Here is an 18,781-nt window from a genome sequence, read left to right on the forward strand (position 1 = left end):
CGCTACGCTTGGTTAATCTTTGTTTCAAGGACGTCGCGCAGGATAGCGCAAAGGAAAACGCGGACACGTCAGGAAGGCTGCCAGGGAGGTGGCTATTCAAGGATGAACGGGAAACCGTCTGTAGAACCCCGCCATGGTGCGGGGTTTTCTTATTTCATGTTCAGACGCCTTCGTCGCCCGGCAAAGCCGGCCTCCCACCTGATGACCCCAGCATCAAGTTCTGATTACCTCCTCCAACAACTGCCGCAACAACTCCACCGACGCCTGCTGCCGCTGCGCATCCCGATACACCAACCCCACCTTCAACGGCACTCGCGGCTCGGTCAGTGGCTTCCATAGCAGCTCCGCCGAATCGCTGATCACCTGTGCCCGCCCCGGCAGGACGGTGGCCAGTCGCGTATGGGGCAGGGTGTCGAGGATGCCGGCCATGGTGTTGAGCTCAGCCTGCACACGAGGGCGGCGGCCCAGGGTGGCCAGTTGGGTTTGCCACATCTGGCGGATCTGGAATTCCTCGCCCAGCAACAGCATCGGTTGGTCGGCCGCCTGCGCCAGTGACACCTTGCGAAAGGCTTGCAGGGGGTGATTGCGCGGCACCACCAGTTGCAGCTCGTCTTCGTAGAGCGCCAGCCCGTGCAGCGCCGGCTGGCGCGGCGGCAGGTAACCGATGCCGATGTCGAGGGTGCCGCCTTGCAGGCGACGCTCGATTTCCAGGCCCGACAGTTCGTAGATCTGCACCACCAGGTGCGGCTGTGCGCGGCTCATGCGTTCGAGCAGTTGCGGCACCAGGCTGGGATGAACCGTCTGCAACACGCCGATGGCCAGCGTGCGCTGCGCCTGGCCTTGAAAGGCGCGCATGGCCTGATGGGTGCGCTGCAGCCCGTCGAGCAGTGGCAGGGCGTGGCCATAGAGGGTGTGCGCGGCCAGTGTGGGCAGTAGGCGCTTGCCGCCGCGCTCGAACAAGGCCAGGTCAAGGCTGTGTTCGAGCTGGCGGATCTGCTGGGAAAGCGCCGGTTGCGAGATCGACAAGCGCTCCGCTGCGCGGCCCACGTGGCCCTCTTCGTAGACTGCGGCAAAGTAACGCAGCTGTCGAAAATCCATAAGTTCTGCTTATCGAAAGAGATGCTAAATCGAAATGGCTCAAGGCCAGCCAGGCGCCTAGTCTAGCTTGGAATAAGGGGCCATAAGAGCCGATGAGGAAAATGAGCCGCGTGCATACCCAGGCAAGATGCATAGGCAAAGCGAAACAGCACGATAACGGGTGGCAGGCGTGAACCTGTTCCGTCTGGCTCGCCCCATGGCCGATGAGACGGGCTTCGATGCGCAGGCTGCCCGTGCCCATCGCCTGCAACCGAGCGAGCGCCCCCAACGGGTGTTCGTGCGAGGCCAGGGCTCCTGGCTATGGGACGACACTGGCCGTGCCTATCTGGATTTCACTCAGGGCCTGGGTGTAGACAGCCTCGGGCACAGCCCCAGCGCGCTGGTCGAAGCCTTGCAGGCTCAGGCGCAAGAGCTGGTCAACCCCGGCGCGCGCTGGGAGCATCAGGGCGAGCTGGCCCTGTTGCAACAGCTGTGCCGGGCCACGGGCAGCGATTTCGGTTACCTGCTGGGCACTGGCAGCGAAGCCTGCGAGGCCGCCGTACTGCTCGCGCGGCAGTGGGGCGAGGCTAACCGGCGCGGCGCGTTCGGCATCATTACCGCTCAGGGCGGCTGCCATGGCCATGGCCTCGGCGCCCGCTCCAGCACCGCTCGGCTGCGGCACGGGCCGGAACTGCAAGGCTTCACTCAAGTCCCGTTCAACGACCTGCCGGCCCTGTGCGCGGCGATCGACACCGATACGGTTGCGATCATGCTCGAACCGGTGCAGGGCGAAGCAGGTGTGCTGCCTGCTGACGTCGGCTACCTGCGCGGCGTGGAGCGGTTGTGCCGTGAGCTGGGAATCCTGCTGATTCTCGATGAAGTCGGCACTGGCATGGGCCGCTGCGGCACATTGCTCGCAGAGGAGCAGTACGGCATACGCGCCGACATCCTCGCCCTGGGCAAGGGCCTGGGCGGCGGAGTCGGCCTGGCGGCAGTGCTGACACGCGAGCGCGCTTGCGCACTGCGGTTGGAGGACTTCGCCGGTAGCCATCACGGCAATCCACTGGCCTGCGCTGCGGGCCGCGCAGTCTTCCAGGCGGTGCCGGAACTGCTGGGGCGGGTCGAAGATCGCGGGCGCCACTTGCGTGAAGGCCTGGGCCGGCTCGCTCAACGCTATGAATTGCTGGCGCCGCGCGGGCTGGGCCTGCTCTGGGGGTTGCCGCTGCCCAAGGCAACGCTGCCCAGGTAGTGAATGCTGCCTTGCAGGAGGGCTTGCTGCTCGACGCCCCGCAGTCAGATGCGCTTCGTTTCACTCCGGCGCTGTGCGTGAGCCGTGGCAACATCGATGACATGCTGGCCCGCCTGGGCCGTGCTCTGGCGCGGGTGCATGCCGCGCAACTGAGCTGCTGAATACCGTCTGGCGTATCTGCGCACCGCCCCGGGCCGGCTGTTTGGGCCCGGGCGTTTTTTCAGGCGCTGAACCGCTTCGCTGGCAGTGTGGTCGTAGTAGCAACCACCGTTTCGGAGCCTCGCATGGACATCATTCGCATCATTTTCGCAATCATCCTCCCCCCGCTGGGCGTGTTCCTGCAGGTGGGGTTCGGCGGTGCCTTCTGGCTGAACATTCTGCTGACGCTGTGCGGGTACATTCCCGGTATCGTGCATGCGGTGTGGATCATTGCCCGGCGTTGAGGGGCCACCGCGTCATACGTCGCCCGGCTAGCCGGCCTCCCACTCCAAATGGTGGGAGGGCGGCTAGCCGCGCGACGCTTCACGCTAGAACCCACTGATAAAACCGATACTCCGCCTCCAGCGCATGCGCCAGGTTAGCCGCCTGGCGAAACCCATGCCGCTCCTGCGCATAATCGTGCGCCTCCACCGGCACCCCCTGCCGCTCAAGCGCTGCCACCATCGAGCGCGTCTGCTCCGGCACCACCACCTTGTCCAACTCCCCCTGAAAGAACACCACCGGCACACCGATGCGCTTGGCATGCAGCAGCGGCGTGCGTGCCGCATACCGCTCAGCATCCTGCACGGGGTCGCCGATCAGCCAGTCCAGGTAGTCCGCCTCGAACTTCGTGCGTCGCCCTTGCCAGCGCGGCCGGGTCGCTGACGCCATACAGGCTTGCTCCGGCACGGAACACATCGGCAAACGCCAGTGCGCACAGCGTGGTATAGCCGCCCGCGCTGCTGCCGCGAATGAAGGCCTGGCCTGGCTCGATCAGCCCCTGCTCGCACAGGTGCCGCACCAGCGCGCAGGCATCCTCCACATCCGACTCGCCCCAGCGCAGGTGCAGCGCCTGGCGAAAGGCACGGCCATAGCAGGTGCTGCCCCGGTAGTTCAGCTGCGCCACGCTGAAGCCGCCCTGTGCCCAGAATTGCACGCGCAGGTCGAGCACCGGGTAGAAGCTGGAAGTCGGCCCGCCATGGATGAATACCACCAGCGGCGCGGGTGCCTGCAGCCCCAAAGCGGGGTAGAAAAAGCCGTAAGCGAAACCGTCGCCACTCGGAAAGCGCAGGGGCACGGGCTGGCTCAGAGCCTCTACCGGCAGCGGGCTGGCACCGCCGGCAAGGGCCTCGGAGCCATGATCGTGGCGGTTGATGCGCACAATGGCCGCCGGCATGCTGGGCGACTCGGCGATTGCGTAAAGCCAGTCCGCGTCGAACGCGAGGCTACGAAAACGGCTGTAGCTGCCGGTGTAATCCTCCACTGGGCCGCCGATCCGGCAGATGCCCAAACGCGCAAAGCCCTCTTCGAACCAGGTGGCCAGGTATTCATCGTCGCTGATCGGTGCCCAACTGCTGGCGCCCGATTGCCATGGTGCGCCGCCATGGTCGGCCAGGGCGCTGGGCAGTGGCTGCCAGCCGTCGGCACTCTCGCGCCAGGGCTGCCAGAAACCATTGCGGTCGGTCAGGCAATGCAGGCGGCCGCGCTCGTCGAAGCAGGGCTGTTGCAAGCTTTCGGGTACCACCCCATCGCCGGCCAGGCACACCGGCATGAACCAGCCGCCGTCGGCGCGGCGTTCGGCGCACATCAGCCGCGTTTGCGTCCAGGGCTGGTGCGGGCGGCTCCATTCGACCCACGCCAGGCGCGTGCCGCGGTCGCCCAGCGCAGGGCTTGAGTAGAAGTCGGCACCTTCGGCCAGCACCTGGCGCGCGCCGCTGGCCAGGCTGATCGCCACCAGCCTGTGGATATCCACAGGCTCAACTGCTTCCTCCTCGACCGCCAGCACCAGGCCCTCGGCGAACACCAGGCCGCCGTAGCGGTAACTGCCTTGAGTCAATGGCTGCGGCTGGCCGCCGAAATGGGCTGGCGATACAGCTGCTGGTCGGCGTCGTTGACGAACACCAGGGCTTCACCTGCCACGCAGAAGCTTCCGCCGCCGTACTCATACACCCGGCTGCGGGCGCTGAAGCCATCCGGAGTCAGGCGCTGTGCCTGGCCGTCGTGCCAACGCCAGAGGCGGCAGGCGCCGTCCTCGGGGCGGTACTCGTTCCAGAACAGGCCCGCCGGGCTCACCTTGAGCTCGGCAAAGTCGATGCTGGCGGCCACCGCTGCAGCGGCGCTGAGCGGCTCGGCCGCGGGCGATGAGGCGTGAGTTTCGGTCATTGCGGTAGGTGAGCTGGCTGATGGTTTCGGTGGCGTGCTCGGATTCCTCGCGCGCGGCAAGGATCATTCCGTGGTGCGGTGACTTGCTGCACACAGGGTCTGCCTGGGTGGCGTCGCCTGTCAACATGAACGCCTGGCAGCGGCAGCCGCCGAAATCCTTCTCTTTTTCGTCGCATGAGCGGCACGGCTCGGGCATCCAGTCGTAGCCACGGAAGCGGTTGAAACCGAACGAGTCGTACCAGATGTGCTGCAGGCTGTGCTCGCGCACGTTGGGGAAGGTAATCGGCATCTGCCGCGCGCCGTGGCAGGGCAGGGCGGTGCCATCCGGCGTCACGGTCAGGAAGATGTTGCCCCAACTGTTCATGCAGGCCTTGGGGCGTTCCTCGTAGTAATCCGGCGTCACGAAGATCAGCTTGACCTTGCGCCCCTCGGCCTCGAAACGCTCGCGGTATTCATTGGTGATGCGCTCGGCCCGCTCGCAGTTGCGCGCGGGTCGGCAGCAGGCCCACTCGGTTCAAGTGCGCCCAACCGTAGAACTGGCAGGTGGCGAGCTCGACGAAGTCAGCCTCAAGCGCCACGCACAGTTCGATGATGCGGTCGATCTGGTCGATGTTGTGCCGGTGCGTCACGAAGTTGAGCACCATCGGGTAGCCGTGGGCCTTCACCGCGCGAGCCATGGCCAGCTTCTGGGCGAAGGCTTTCTTCGAGCCGGCGAGCAGGTTGTTCACCTCTTCATCGCTCGCCTGAAAGCTGATCTGGATGTGGTCGAGCCCGGCCTGCTTGAATTCAGCCAGGCGCGCTTCGGTCAGGCCGATGCCGGAAGTGATCAGGTTGGTGTAGTAGCCCAGCCCGCGCGCCTCGGCGATCAGCTCGGCCAGGTCCTGGCGCACCAGCGGCTCGCCGCCGGAGAAGCCCAGTTGCGCTGCGCCCATTTCCCGGGCCTGGCGCATCACCTGCTTCCACTGCTCGGTCGACAGCTCCTGGCCCTGCGCTGCGAAATCCAGCGGGTTGGAGCAGTACGGACACTGCAGCGGGCAGCGGTAGGTGAGCTCGGCCAGCAGCCAGAGCGGCAGGCCGACTTCGGCTTTTTCAGGCAAGTTCGAGCCAGTGCTTTTCACGCGCTACCTCCATGAACTGTTCGACGTCGTCGCCCAGCTCCGGCACTCCGGGAAATTGCGCGTCGAGCGCAGCGATGATCGCCGCCACCGAGCGCTGGCCGTCGATCAGGCCTCCGATGGCTGCGGCGCTGTCGTTGAGCTTGATCATCCCTTCGGGGTACAGCAGCACGTGGCCCTTTTGCGCCGGCTCGTACTGGAAGCGGTAACCCTGGCGCCAGGCCGGGACTCTCGAACGGTCGAAACTCATAGGGCGATCCCCTTGTGCCAGGCGCGCTCGCTGGTCACGGTGTGATCGGGCGGGCGATGCAGCTCGTAGGCCATGCTCATGGCGTCGAGCATGCTCCAGAGAATGTCGAGCTTGAACTGCAGGATCTCCAGCATGCGCTGCTGGCTCTCCCAACTGGTGTAGTGCGCCAGCGTGATCGTGAGGCCATGCTCCACGTCGCGGCGTGCCTGGCCCAGGCGGGTGCGGAAGTACTCGTAGCCGGCCGGGTCGATCCAGGGGTAATGCTGCGGCCAGCTGTCCAGGCGCGACTGGTGGATCTGCGGGGCGAAACAGCTCGGTGAGCGAGCTGCTGGCAGCCTCTTGCCAGCTGGCGCGGCGGGCGAAGTTCACATAGGCATCGACCGCAAAGCGAACGCCGGGCAGCACCAGCTCCTGGGATCGCAGCTGGTCCGGGTCAAGCCCCACCGCCTGGCCGAGGCGCAGCCAGGCTTCGATACCGCCGTCCTCGCCCGGCGCGCCGTCGTGGTCGAGCAGGCGCTGTATCCACTCGCGGCGGATCTCGCGGTCCGGGCAATTGGCCAGGATCGCAGCGTCCTTGAGCGGGATGTTCACCTGGTAATAGAAACGGTTGGCCACCCAGCCCTGGATTTGCTCGCGGCTGGCGCGGCCTTCGTACATGGCCACGTGATACGGGTGGTGGATGTGGTACAGCGCGCCCTTGGCGCGCAAGGCCTGCTCGAACTCGGCGGGGGTGAGGGCGGTGGTCATGTCACAGCTCCAGGCTCATGCCATCGAACGCCACCTCGACCTGCCGGCGCGCCAGCTCTGCACGCTCGGGCGAATCCTCATCGAGAATGGGGTTGGTGTTATTGATGTGGATGAGCACCTTGCGCGGCTTGGGCAAGCGCTCGAACACCTCCAGCATGCCGCCGGGGCCGTTCTGCGCCAGGTGCCCCATCTCGCGACCGGTGCGGGTGCCTACGCCACGGCGCTGCATCTCGTCGTCGTTCCACAAGGTGCCGTCGACCAGCAGGCAGTCGGCGCCGGCCATGGTTTCGAGCAGTGCGTCGTCGACCTTGCCCAGGCCTGGGGCGTAGAACAACGTGCCACCGGTGCGCAGGTCTTCGACTACCAGGCCGATGTTATCGCCCGGGTGCGGGTCGAAACGGTGCGGCGAGTAGGGCGGCGCGGCACTGCGCAGCGGCAGGGGGGTGAAACGCAGGTTCGGGCAGGCCGGCACGGTAAAGCTGCCGGAGAGCTCGATACGCTTGCGCTGCAAGCCGCCGTTCCAGTGTTCGAGCATGTTGAACAACGGAAAGCCCGTGGTCAGGTCCTGGTAGACCATGTCGGTGCACCACACCTGATGCGGGCAGCCCTCGCGCAGGCTGAGCAGGCCGGTGGTGTGGTCGATCTGGCTGTCGAGCAGGATGATCGCGGCGATGCCGGTGTCGCGCAGGGCGCGGGCCGGCTGCATTGGGCCGAAGCTCTGCAGTTGCGCGCGGATGTCGGGGGAGGCGTTGCGCAGCACCCAGTTCACGCCGTCGTCGGACAGCGCGATCGAGGACTGAGTGCGCGCCGTGGCCCGCAAGGTGCCATCACGCAGGCCCTTGCAGTTGGCGCAGTTGCAGTTCCACTGGGGGAAACCGCCACCGGCGGCCGAGCCCAGGATTTGAATGTACATGGCCCCTCCGGCATGGGCGCTTTTGAAAAGAAAACGCCCCGGTTCGACCGAGGCGCTGTGCTGCAGCTGCGTGAATCAGCGGCTGGCGAAGTACATGGTGACTTCGAAGCCGATGCGCAGGTCGGTGTAGGCTGGCTTGGTCCACATGGGGGCGCTCTCCTTCAAGGGTGGTTCGGGGGGTACTGATATCTTGGTCCACGCCGGGGCGAGAACGTTCGAATGATCGTGCCGGGCATTCTACCTCAATGAAACGGCCCGAACGGTTACTTCGGTGTAATGGACTTTCTCCGCATCTGTAACGATTCAGCGAACCGATTGCCAGCGATCGTCCGGTGCCGGCCCGTTGGCCAGTGCCAGCCAGCCGCTGCTCGCCTGCTGCAATTGGCGGGCGGCGTCGGCCACGTGCTGTGGGCGCAGCGCTGCCAGGGCTGCCTGAAGCTGCTCCAGGTAATCCGGGCCCTTGCCGCCCAGGCCGGCCTGCCACAGGGTTTCGCCCAACTGCGGGGTGTCCAGCTCCTCGCGGGACAACCGCGCGGCCAGGCTCTGCGCCTGGCTCAGCACGGTGCTGGTCCCCAGGTTGTTGATCAGCCGGGGCAGTTGCTCGAAGAACTGTTCCATATGCCCAAGAATGCCGGGCAACGCCGTGCCCGGTGACTGCACCCGAACACCAGCCCGGCGCTGCCGCTGATCTGCCTGAAGCTGGCGAATACCGCATAGCCCAGTTGCAACTCCACCCGCATGCGCTGATAGAAAGCCGTCTGCGAAAGATGTGCGAGCAAGCGCCAGGCCGCTTCGTCAGCCAGTGAACCGTGTGGCGCCGGGCAGAACAGCAACAGCGCATGTTCGCCCGCTGCGCTTTGCAGGTGGCTCCAACGGCGGCCGCTCATGGGCGGCACGCTGCCACCAGTCTGGCTGGCCGGCTGGCCAGGGAGCTGGCGCAGGGCCTGGTTCAGGCCGCTGCGCGCAGGCTCGGCAAAGCCCACAGCCAGGGCTTCCCAGCGAGTATCCCCCACAGTTTGACCAAGGTGCTGGCCTGCACCGCCTCGCGCGTATCACGCAGCTGGACGTTGAAGAAACCCAGGCAATGCTCGGGCAGGCGCTTGAGCAATTCGCGGATCGGCGCCTGCGCGGCATGCTCGGCGGGCTCGGCGTTGCGCCAGGCCTCTGGCGCAGGGCTGCCCAGGTGCTGGGCGGCGTTTTCCAGCAATGCCGGCATCGGCTCGGCGATGCCCGACAAACGCAGCTGCCAGTCGTCGCCCAGCCGATGGAAGGTCAGGCGCACGCCGGCCTGGCGCGCTTCGTCGGCGAGGCGGCGCAGGCTGTGGTCCAGCACTTGAGTGATACCGGGATGGCGCGAGGCGTGCCCACGCCAGCGTACGAACACCTCGCCTTCCTCTGGCGCGCTTGCCGAGCCTTGGCTGTAGCGCACCGAGCGCAGGTCCGGCAGGGTCTGGTCCGGGCGCCGGGTGGGGCGCAGGAAGCGGTTGCGCTGCGGCAGCCGCCAGGCCACCTGCGGCACGCTGCCGTAAGGTTCTGGCAGCGGATGGATGAGGTTTTCGGCCTTGAGCTGCGCGAGCACCGCGCCCAACGCAGCGGTCACGGGCGCGCTGGCGATGGATGCCTCACGGCGGGCCAATTCCAGGGCACCGGCCACCAGTTGCTGGCGCTTGCGCAGCAGTGCGTACTCTTCCTCAAGCGGTGCCCAGGCGCCAAGGGATTCGAAGAACTCCAGCCAGCTCAGGCACAGCTGCGCGACGTTGCCGGCCGCACGTACGCCGGCCGGCGTCAGGCGGAAGTCGAAGTCCAGAACCGCCTGGTCGGCATAGTGGTAGAGCACTCTCACGTCGAGGCGCTCGACCCATTCGCGCTTCTGCAACTCGGCCAGCAACCCGCCCGGCTGGGGCTGCGCCGCCCAGGCGGTGAGAAAGGCCAGGGCGCTGGCGCTGTATTCGGGCAGGTCCTGGCAGGCGAACGCCAGGCTGAGCCGGCGCGGGTCTGCCGGAGGGTCTGCCTGGCCGCTGCCGTCGAGCAGGGGCACGGGCGCAGGCCGTGGCTGGCGCTTGCCGTTGGGCAGGATCTGCGCGCAGCGGCGGGCCACCGTCAGCAACGCTTCCGCGGGCTGGGGGCCGGCCAGGCGCAGGCTCATCTGCGCCCCGTGATAGAAGCGCCGGTAGAAGGTCATCAGCCCTTGCTGAAACTCGGCGTTGCCCAGCGGCAAGCTGTAACGGTTTCCGGCATGAAAGGCCCGCAGCGGGTGGCGCGCTGACAACGGCTCGGCCAGCCACAGCTGGTGCTGGGCCTCGGCGTCACGCGACCACGCGAGGAACTCGGCGTGCAGCACTTCCCGTTCGCGGCGCTGATCGCCCAGCGCCAGGCGTGGGCGGGCGAGCATTTCGCACAGCCGCTCCAGCGCCCCGGAGAGGGCGGCAGGCGGAACTTCGAAAAAGAATTCAGTGTGCCGCTCGCGGGTGCTGGCATTGAGCTGCCCGCCCTGGCGCTGCACGTAGGCCATCAGTGCCTGGTCGCCGTCGTAGCGCTCGGTGCCGAGGAAGAACAGGTGCTCGAGAAAATGCGCCAGGCCCGGCCAGGCCGGGTCCACGTCATGGCTGCCCGCCTCCACCCGCAGGAACGCCGCTGCTTTGCGCAGCCGCGGCTCATGCAGCACCTTCAGCACCAGGCCGTTTTCCAGCACGAGGGCGTTGTCAGGGGCTGCGGGGAGAATGGCATGGCGGGCGTTCCGGTGCGTTGGGCAAGTGGCGCAACATCCTAGCGGATTAATGTGCCACTACGACAGCGCCATGGGCCAGTATCGCCCACCGGTCGTCACCGGTGGGCCAACGGTCAATTGCTGCGCAGTGCAGCGGTGGCGCCGACCATGCTCGCCGATGGCAGCAATTGGCTGATGAAGCGGTTCCAGCGCGTGATGTTCGCCGGGCCGACGAACACCACGTCAGCCGGGCGCAGGTCGAACTGGCTGGCCAGCAGGAAGGCGGTCGGCTTTTTCGCGTCCAGATAGAACACGGTCGGTGCCTGTTTTTCCGCCGCCTGTGCACCGCGAATCAGCGTAGATCGCCTCGGCGTTGGCGGTTTCCGGAGCCACGCCACCAGCGCTGCCCAGGGCCTGCATCAGCGTGTAGGTGCTGGTGCCGTAGTTCAGGGTTTGCGGGTTGCGCACCTCGCCCAGCACGTAGAGGGTGTTGGCGCGGTTGTTGCCCAGGTGCAACTGGTCGCCGTCCTTCAGGTAGATGCTGCCCAGCTGCGAATCGGCGCGGTTGAGGGTGTCGATGTCGAGCATGTACTCCTGGCCGTCGCGGCGCAGGATCAGGCCGGCCAGGTTGGCGTTGTCGGCTTCACCACCGGCGCGGCTGACCGCGTTGACCAGCGACAGCGGAATGTTGTTCAGCGATTGCGGGCCAGGGCTTCTGAAGGCGCCGGAGGAATTACCCGCTGGCTGTTGTAGCTTTCAATGTTCACGTCCACCCGTGCCACGGTCAGGTATTTGGAAAGCGCCACCTGCAGGTCGTTACGGAACTGCTCGACGGTTTTGCCCCCGCCTGGATCGACTCGATATCGGGGTCAGTAGAGCGTGCCGTCGTTGCGCACCACGCGGGTGCTGGAGCTGCTCTGCTCAGGCCCGCCAGGGGCGTTCAGTTCCTGGTGCTCCCACACCGTCACCACCAGCCCGTCACCTGCGCCGATGCGGTAGTCGCCGGGCTTGTAGGCCAGCAATTGCTGGGCGACCGGCGCCGGGGTGTAGATCACCTGTTGCTGGCGAGCGGTGGCGCTGGTGATCTGCACCACGTTGACCGGGCCTGCGATGGCGTCGTCGCCGACGTCATCGGGGTCATGTGCTGGCCGGGGGCGAAGGCGCAGCCTTGCAACAGCGCACCGCAAAGCAGAGTGAACAGGGCGTGGCGGATCATGTCGGGTTTCCTGGGGTTCGGTTTGCTGTTCAAGAGGTTCAGGCGGACGTCGCGGCCAGGCGCAGAGCCGGCGGTTCGACGGTCAGGCCCAGATGCTGGTCTACCAACTGGCGAAGCTGGTGCTCGAAATGCCGCTCGGAGAAGCGCTCGGCGTTGTCGCGGCAGGCCTGCGCGCTGATGTGTGCCTGCTCGCGCTCGAAAAGCTGCACCGCTTCGGCCAGCGCCGTTGCGCTTTGTTCCCGATAGAGCACGCCGGTGGGGTTTTCCTGCTCCAGCCCGCGCACGGTTTCCAGCACGCCACCGCGGCCGAAGGCGATCACCGGGGTGCCGCAGGCCTGGGCTTCCACTGGGCTGATGCCGAAATCTTCCTCGGCGGCGAACACGAAGCCCTTGGCGTTTTGCATGTGCTCACGCAGCACGTCGAAGCTCTGATGGCCGAGCACAGTGACGTTCGGGCCGGCAGCCTTGCGCACTTTATCCATCTCCGGGCCGTCGCCGATGACCACCAGGCGCTTGTCGGGCATCTGCGCGAAGGCCTCGACGATCATCGGCACCTTTTTGTAGGGCACCATGCGCTGGGCGGTGACGTAGTAGTCCTGCTTCTGCGCTTGCAAGGTGAAGCCGCGGGTGTCCACCGGCGGGTAGATCACCTCGGCCTCGCGGCGGTAGGCCTTCTGAATGCGCCGCGCGATGAACCGCGAGTTGGCCACGAAGCAGTCAACCGCAGGCGCCGTGCGCTGGTCCCAAAGGCGCATGTAATGCAGCACCATGCGCGCCACCGCGCCCTTGATGCCCTTGGCCATGCCGCTTTCGTTCAGGTACTGGTGCTGCAGGTCCCAGGCGTAGCGGATCGGCGAGTGCACGTAGCTGATGTGCACGGTGTCGGGGCCGGTGAGCACGCCCTTGGCCACGGCGTGGCTGCTGGAAATCACCAGGTCGTAACCGGAGAGGTCCAGTTGCTCGATCGCCATCGGCATCAGCGGCAGGTAGCGCTGGTAGTGGGTGCGCGCCTTGGGCAGGCGCTGAATGAAGGTGGTGGTGGCGCGCTTGCCGCCCAGGCGTGCACGGTCTTGATCGCTAAGGAAGTCGATCACCGCGAACAGGTCGGCCTGCGGCCACAGGCGCAGGATCGAAGCCAGCACCCGCTCGGCGCCGGCGTAGGTCACCAGCCAGTCATGAACGACGGCGATTTTCATGCGATCTCCTTGGCCGCAGCCACGTGGGAGGTTGAATAGGGGGCCTGGGCCGGTTGCCCGAGCAAGGTGTCGAGCTGGTCGCTGATGCGCTGTGCCGAGGTTTGCCAACTGAATCGCGCAACGTTGTGCCGGCCCAGCTGGCGCAGGTGTTGGCCGATGCGCGGGTCTTCCAGCACCAGGCGCATGGCGCCGGTCATCTGGGTGGTGTCCAGCGGGTCGAAATACAGCGCGCTTTCCTGCAGCACTTCGGGGATGGACGCCGCATTGGCTGCCAGTACCGGGCAGTCGCAGGCCTGGGCCTCCAGCGGCGGAATGCCGAAGCCTTCGTACAGCGAGGGAAACAGGAACGCGCTGGCGCCCTGGTACTGGGCGATCAGTTCGGCATCGCTCAGGCGCCCGAGGAAGCGAATGCGCGCATCGCCTTTGGCCTGCTGGGCGAGGCTGTCATCGGCGAAGATGCCGCTGGCGCCGCCGACGATCCGCAGCTGCACGTCGTCATGGCCGTCCAGTGCCAGGAAGGCCTGGATCAGCCGGCTGAAGTTCTTGTGCGCGCTGGGCGAGGACACCGCCAGCAGGTAACGGGTGGTGGCCGTCGGCGGCTCGGCCGGCCGGAAGCTGCCATCCACCGCGTTCGGCACCACCAGGATGCGTTCGGCCGGGTAGTGGTAGAACTGGCTGATTTCGCCACGGGAGAACTGGCTGACGGTGATCAGCCCGCGGGTGCTGCGCAGCATCAGCGGGGTCATCCAGCGGTAGGCCAGGCGGAAGGCGCGGCTGTAGCTTTCCGGGTGGCGCACATAAGTGATGTCGTGGTGGGTGGCCAGCTGGTTGCGGTAGAACAGCGGCGCGGTGGCACCCAGCGACAGCAGCAGCGGGTTGCCCTGGCCTGCCAGGTAACGCGGCAGGTCCCACTGTTCCCAGCGGTGGCCACCGTTGCTGCCGATCACCTCGGCGCCCAGCGCCTTGGCTGACGCGTGCATGCGAATGCCGGGTGGGCAAACGAAGCGCAGGTCGCTGCGCAGTTCGCGCAGGGCCAGGCAGATCTGCTCGGCGAAACGTTGTACGCCGCGCAGCTCCTGGGTCAGAAATCGGGCATTGACGATAATCATCGGGTCAGTCCTGCGCAGCGGTGAAAGGCAGACCACGGGCAGTGCCCAGGTCGATCACAAGGGGGAAACCAGTCAGCGGCACACGCGCCTGGCACAGGCCGGCGTCACACTGCCACTGGCTGTCGATGGCGCGGTAGCCCTGTTCGGGCACGGCCAGGTCCAGCGCCTTGAGCGGGCCGGGCTGGCCGCCCTGCACGCGCACGCTGAGCGAGGCGTTCGGGCTGTCGGCCCAGACGGCCAGCTGTTGATGGCCGCCCTGGCTCAACAGCACCGCCCACGGCCCGCCAAGCTGGCTGGCGGAGGCGTCGAACTGGCTGTTCTGCACCAGCGGGGCGATGGCCTTGAGCACATTGAAAGCCGGTTTGGGCGAGAGGTCCGGGTTGAGCAGGCCGAAGTTGTGCTCCTGTTCGGCGCGGTCGTTGCCGTCGTTGATCAGGTCGTACCACCACATGCCTTTGATGGCCGGCACGGTGCGCGCCAGCAGGAAGCTGCGCGCCAGGAACGCCGCCTGGGTGCTTTCGCTGACCCCGCACGGGTGGCGGTCGCCGGTGCTGTGCCAGCCCATCTCGGTCAGGTACAGCGGCACCGGCTTGCCGGCCTCGGCATCGAAGCGTGCCGACAGCTCGCGCAACCAGCCGATCCAGTGCTCGGGCTTGTAGCCGTTGTTGGCTTTTTCGCAGTGCACGTACGGGTGCAACGACAAGCCGTCGGCGTAGTTCATCACGCCGCCTTGCAGCAGGCGATCGGCAAAGCCTGCCTTGATCCCCTCGGCGGTGATCGCCCCGGCCAGCACCTTCGCCCCCGGGGCCTGGGCACGCACCACCGGCGCGCTCAGCTCGGCCAGCTTCAGGTAGCTTTTGCTGTCGCCCACCATGCCGAAGCGCGGCTTGGCGATGTCCCACTCGTTGTAGATTTCCCAGTAGTCGACCTGGCCCTTGAGCTGCCGGGTGACGAACGCGGTGTAATCCAGAAAGCCGCCGCGCACGCTGTCGAAAGCGGGCTTGGCATTGCTGTTGTAGAAACTGTTGCCGTAGCCGAGGATCAGCACGTTGCTCATGCCCAGTTGCCGCTGGGCGCCGAGGTAGCGGCCCCAGGCTGGCGGCATGCCGAACTGGCCTTTCTGCAATTCCACGTGGCCCCACCAGGCGTCGTCGCGTACCGAGTCGATCCCGGCTTCACGCGCTTTGGCCAGCGCCGGGCGCACGTCGGTTTCGGCGTTGAGCAGATGAGTGCCTACGCCGACGATGAACGCCGGTGCGTCAGCCTGAGCTTGGGCACACCATGCCAGGCACAGGGCGGCCCCCAGCGCGCGCCAGTCAAACACGTTCATGGCCGGCCTCCCTGGCAGCAGTGGTGAACGGCGCTGGCGCCGGCATCGCCGAACGCAGCAGCACGTGCGACACCGCCATGCCGAGGAACAGGTTGCTCAGCGACAGCTCCAGCACGTCGGTGGTCCAGCTCACCAATACGTTGCAGAAGGTGATGGTGAGGTAGGCCACCGCGGTCGGCGAACGCTTGCGCAGCAGTTGCACCATCAGCGGCAGCACCGCCAGGTACAGCGCGATCCCGGCCACGCCGAAGGCGGCCCAGAGGTACAGCAAGGTGTTGTCGCAGATCGCCGGGCCGCTGGCGCCGTATACCGGGAACAGCGACACGCTGCTGCCGAACAGGCCAAAGCCTGCACCGAACAGCGACCAGTCCAGCCCCTGCTGGCTCTGTTGCAGGTAAACGTTGGGCCAGGTGTTCACCAGGCGGTCGTAGAACGAGGCCAGCACCGAGGTGCCCTGGGCCTGCAACGGGTCGAAGTCCATGGTCAGGCCCATCACCGGCAGCGCCACGCCGATGCCCACCACCACGCACAGCGCCAGGCGGCTGAGCAGCGGTGCGCGCAGCAGTGGCAGCAGCATCAGGGTGAAGAAGAACGCCGCAGCGGTGGACTTGTTGGTGGTCATGTACACCGCACCCAGGCTGGCGCCGAACAGCACGGCGAGCTTGAGCCAGGAGCGGGTCCAGGCACTCAGGTACAGCGCCATGATGGCGATGATCATCGCCGCCATGGTCGATTGCCGGGTGAAGCCGGCCAGGCGGTCGTCGTCGCCGGTGGTCCAGGCGGTGTTGCCCTTGAGTTCGGTGTCGCCAAGGTTGTAGCTGTAGCCCTTCCACGGCACCACCGAATAGCGGTCCAGCAGCAGGCCGAGAATCGAGGCCAGCAGGCACAGGCCGATCACCCAGGCCAGCAGGCGCTTGCGGTGCTCCAGATGCACGCCGCAGACCATGCCGAACAGCAGCGGGCTGTACATGAACAGGCTGAACAGCACGTTTTCCGGCGCCGCGCCATGCAGCATCGCCAGCAGGCTGGAGGCTACCAGGCCGAGCAAGGCCACCCAGAAAGTGCGGCTGACCTTAACCCGCAGCAGCTCCAGGGCGAACATCATCGAGCACAGTGCCTTGGGCAGGTACATCAGCGGCGCCAGGTGCGCCTGGTCGAGGTAGTAGCGCAGCGCCCCGGAGAACGTCTCGGTCACGATCAGGCTGATGGCGGTCCACACCATCAGCGTCGAGATCTGCACGCTCAGCCACGGCCGGGCTGCCGGCTTAGAGGCTGTGTAGGGCAAGGTCGTTATCATGGCGCGGGCTTCGCTGTTCGAGAACCTGTCGGAAAAGTTGCTGGTACTGCTCAAGCATTGCGTCCAGGTCCTGGAAGCGTTCGACGCTGGCGCGTGCCTGGCTGGCCAGGCGGTCGCGCAGCACCGGTTCCTGCCACAGCCGGCGCATGGCAAGGCCCAGGCTGGCAGGGTCGTCAGGGTCGCAGATCAAGCCGTTGACGCCGTCGCGGATGATCTCCGGCAGGCCGCCGCGCTGGCTGGCGATCACCGGCAACGCATGGCTGCAGGCTTCCACTGCCACCAGGCCGAACGGTTCGTTCCAGATCGATGGCACCACCGCCACGTCGATCGTCCGGTAGAAGGTGTCGGCCGACTGGTAGCCGACGAACTCGATGTTCGGCGCGCCTTCGGCCAGCGCATGCAGCTCGCGCTCGTAATCCTGCTGGCCACGGCCGGCGATGCTCAGCGTGGCCGGGAACGGCAGCTTGCGGAACTGCTGGATCAGCCAGCGCAGGCCCTTTTGCTCCGACAGCGTGCCGATGAAGCCGAAGCGCAGCGGCTGGCCCAGTTCACGCGGGCCGTCGGCGCCCAGGCTCAGCCAGTCATCGGCCGGGGTGTGGCGCTGTAGATCACTTGCGCGTGGGCACCGCGGAAGTAGCGCTGGCCGCGCAAGCGTTCGAGCAGGTAATTGCTCACGCCCACCACCGCATCGACCTTGGCCGAGCGTTCGGCGTGGCCTTGGCGAAAGCTGCGGCACAGGGTGCAGGGCGTGGTGCAGGGGCTTTGTTTCTTGAACATGTTGCTGCCCGGGCACATCAGGTAGAGGTCGTGCAGCACCTGCACCACCGGCAGCCCGGCCTTGTGAACTTCATCCCAGGCCGCCACCGACCAGCCGGCCAGGTTATGGCACACCACCAGCTCCACGGCTTCACGCTCGATCACTTCGGCAATGAAGCGGTTCATGCCGCTGTTATAGCGGTCGCGCAGGTGCCAGCCCAGCCGCGCGAGGGCGCCGGGGCGTTGCTCGCTGTAGTGCCAGTAGGTGTTGAGCAGGCCGGCGCGGTACACCTTCACCCCGCGCACGTAGCTGGCAGCCAGCCCCGGCTGCGGCCCGGTGGCCAGCACCACGACCTCATCGCCGCGCGCTTGCAGGCCTTCGACGGTGCGCTGCAGCACCACCTCGGCTCCGCCACCCATGTGGGGCGAATACAGGCTGCTCAGGAACAGGATTTTCATAGCGCGAAAGCCTCGTGCACACCCAGGCGCCCGGCTTCGCCGTCACGCATGGCTTGTTCGATCAGTTGCAGGCGCGGCCCGGTGCCTTTGCGGCGCGCCACCTGGCGCAGCAGCAACAGGAACAGCCCGCGGTTGAGGCGATACAGCCAGCGCTGGCCTGCCCAGACATGCTTGTCGAACCAGGCCTGGTTGCGTGCGGTGTAGTAGGCGCGCAGGTCGGAGCCGCCGAGCAGGAAGGTCTCGTAGATGTTGCGGGTGCGCGCCTTGGTGTTCCACGACTCTTCCAGGTCGTCGAGCAGCGCGCCGGTCACCAGGGTGATCTGCCCGCCCTGGGCGGTGATGCGCCAGGTGTATTCAGTGTCGTCGGCGTACAGCACCATCTCCGAGCGAGGCAGGCCGATCTTGCGGTAAAGGCTGGCGTGGGCCAGCAGGCCGCCGTAGGTGGTGAAAGGCAGGCGCACCTGTGCTGCCGGGTTGGGCTTGGGCTGCGGGCGGCCGAACGGCAGCCGGCGCCAGACCTTGTAGGGCAGTTGCAGGATGTGAAAGCCAAAGCAGCTCGAACGCCATTGCACGGCGAAGGCGCGCGGCACACCGGCGGCGAAGTCGGCCTGGTGGCCTGGGCGAAAACCGATCACCGCAGCGTTTTCCTCGCCGATCTGCGCCTGGCGCTCGGCCAGGCACTGGTGCAGGCGCTCGATGCTGCCGGCGGTGGGCGCGTTGTCGTCGTCCATCAGCCAGATGTGCTCGGCGCCGGCATTCAAGGCGGCCTCGATGCCGACCCGGTAGCCGTGGGCGGAGCCGGTGTTTTCGGCAAGCTCGACCACCTCGACCTGGCCGGGCCATTGCTGGGCCAGGCTGGCGAGGTTTGCCGTGGCGGCATTGCTGACCACGATCACCCGGCCGATGAAGGGGCTTTGCAGCGAGCGTTCGATCAGCTCGCGCAGGTACGCGGCGCGGTCGCCGTAGGTCAGGGTGACCAGGGTAGTTTGAGCGTTCATG

General features: G+C 66.6%; 13 protein-coding genes and 6 pseudogenes. 2 read left to right on the plus strand and 17 right to left on the minus strand.

The window, feature by feature from the left end; genetic code table 11:
- Positions 1–213 precede the first annotated feature (213 nt).
- Positions 214–1,098: a LysR family transcriptional regulator gene (locus LN139_RS24180; protein WP_236357626.1), complete on the minus strand. Its 885-nt coding sequence runs from the start codon at positions 1,096–1,098 to the stop codon at positions 214–216.
- Positions 1,099–1,267: 169 nt separating this feature from the next.
- Between LN139_RS24180 and LN139_RS24185 the strand changes: the two are divergent.
- Both LN139_RS24185 and LN139_RS24190 read left to right on the plus strand, forming a co-directional pair.
- Positions 1,268–2,487, plus strand: a pseudogene (locus LN139_RS24185) (aspartate aminotransferase family protein).
- A gap of 123 nt (positions 2,488–2,610) precedes the next feature.
- The gene (locus LN139_RS24190; RefSeq protein WP_236357628.1) at positions 2,611–2,769 is read left to right on the plus strand and encodes a YqaE/Pmp3 family membrane protein; all 159 of its coding nucleotides are present in this window, start codon (positions 2,611–2,613) and stop codon (positions 2,767–2,769) included.
- A 79-nt stretch (positions 2,770–2,848) separates the two neighbouring features.
- Here LN139_RS24190 and LN139_RS24195 read toward each other — a convergent pair.
- The 16 genes and pseudogenes from LN139_RS24195 to LN139_RS24275 all read right to left on the minus strand — a co-directional run bounded on the left by LN139_RS24195 (position 2,849) and on the right by LN139_RS24275 (position 18,780).
- A pseudogene (locus LN139_RS24195) lies at positions 2,849–4,687 on the minus strand (prolyl oligopeptidase family serine peptidase).
- Positions 4,659–5,805 (minus strand): annotated as a pseudogene (gene pqqE, locus LN139_RS24200) (pyrroloquinoline quinone biosynthesis protein PqqE); the annotation flags it as partial. The pseudogenes pqqE and LN139_RS24195, both read right to left, overlap by 29 nt.
- On the minus strand, positions 5,777–6,052 hold the full coding sequence (pqqD, locus tag LN139_RS24205; protein ID WP_236357630.1) for a pyrroloquinoline quinone biosynthesis peptide chaperone PqqD: 276 nt from the start codon (positions 6,050–6,052) through the stop codon (positions 5,777–5,779). The pseudogene pqqE and the gene pqqD, both read right to left, overlap by 29 nt.
- Positions 6,049–6,799, minus strand: a pseudogene (pqqC, locus tag LN139_RS24210) (pyrroloquinoline-quinone synthase PqqC). The gene pqqD and the pseudogene pqqC overlap by 4 nt, the downstream one beginning before the upstream one ends.
- Before the next feature lies 1 nt (position 6,800).
- The gene (pqqB, locus tag LN139_RS24215; RefSeq protein ID WP_236357632.1) at positions 6,801–7,712 is read right to left on the minus strand and encodes a pyrroloquinoline quinone biosynthesis protein PqqB; all 912 of its coding nucleotides are present in this window, start codon (positions 7,710–7,712) and stop codon (positions 6,801–6,803) included.
- 75 nt (positions 7,713–7,787) lie between these two features.
- The gene (gene pqqA, locus LN139_RS24220) at positions 7,788–7,859 is read right to left on the minus strand and encodes a pyrroloquinoline quinone precursor peptide PqqA (protein WP_008365141.1); all 72 of its coding nucleotides are present in this window, start codon (positions 7,857–7,859) and stop codon (positions 7,788–7,790) included.
- A 156-nt stretch (positions 7,860–8,015) separates the two neighbouring features.
- Complete coding sequence (locus LN139_RS24225; protein WP_236357633.1) at positions 8,016–8,330, minus strand: hypothetical protein; 315 nt, start codon at positions 8,328–8,330, stop codon at positions 8,016–8,018.
- Complete coding sequence (locus LN139_RS24230; protein ID WP_236357635.1) at positions 8,297–8,695, minus strand: hypothetical protein; 399 nt, start codon at positions 8,693–8,695, stop codon at positions 8,297–8,299. The genes LN139_RS24225 and LN139_RS24230 overlap by 34 nt, the downstream gene beginning before the upstream one ends.
- Entirely contained in the window at positions 8,662–10,404 is a 1,743-nt protein-coding gene (gene pqqF, locus LN139_RS24235; protein WP_236357637.1) for a pyrroloquinoline quinone biosynthesis protein PqqF, read from the minus strand. The genes LN139_RS24230 and pqqF overlap by 34 nt, the downstream gene beginning before the upstream one ends.
- A gap of 149 nt (positions 10,405–10,553) precedes the next feature.
- Positions 10,554–11,635 (minus strand): annotated as a pseudogene (locus LN139_RS24240) (polysaccharide biosynthesis/export family protein).
- A 38-nt stretch (positions 11,636–11,673) separates the two neighbouring features.
- The gene (locus LN139_RS24245; RefSeq protein WP_236357639.1) at positions 11,674–12,831 is read right to left on the minus strand and encodes a glycosyltransferase family 4 protein; all 1,158 of its coding nucleotides are present in this window, start codon (positions 12,829–12,831) and stop codon (positions 11,674–11,676) included.
- Entirely contained in the window at positions 12,828–13,940 is a 1,113-nt protein-coding gene (locus LN139_RS24250; protein ID WP_236357641.1) for a glycosyltransferase family 4 protein, read from the minus strand. The genes LN139_RS24245 and LN139_RS24250 overlap by 4 nt, the downstream gene beginning before the upstream one ends.
- A gap of 4 nt (positions 13,941–13,944) precedes the next feature.
- Positions 13,945–15,270, minus strand: coding sequence for a hypothetical protein (locus LN139_RS24255; RefSeq protein ID WP_236357643.1), 1,326 nt, complete (start codon positions 15,268–15,270; stop codon positions 13,945–13,947).
- Positions 15,257–16,555, minus strand: coding sequence for a hypothetical protein (locus tag LN139_RS24260; RefSeq protein ID WP_236357645.1), 1,299 nt, complete (start codon positions 16,553–16,555; stop codon positions 15,257–15,259). Before LN139_RS24260 ends, LN139_RS24255 begins: the two co-directional genes overlap by 14 nt.
- Positions 16,536–17,782, minus strand: a pseudogene (locus LN139_RS25265) (glycosyltransferase family 4 protein). The gene LN139_RS24260 and the pseudogene LN139_RS25265 overlap by 20 nt, the downstream one beginning before the upstream one ends.
- Positions 17,779–18,780: a glycosyltransferase gene (locus LN139_RS24275; protein WP_236357649.1), complete on the minus strand. Its 1,002-nt coding sequence runs from the start codon at positions 18,778–18,780 to the stop codon at positions 17,779–17,781. Before LN139_RS24275 ends, LN139_RS25265 begins: the two are co-directional and overlap by 4 nt.
- Position 18,781 lies beyond the last annotated feature (1 nt).

This window comes from Pseudomonas sp. KNUC1026, assembly GCF_021650705.1.
Lineage (GTDB): Bacteria > Pseudomonadota > Gammaproteobacteria > Pseudomonadales > Pseudomonadaceae > Aquipseudomonas.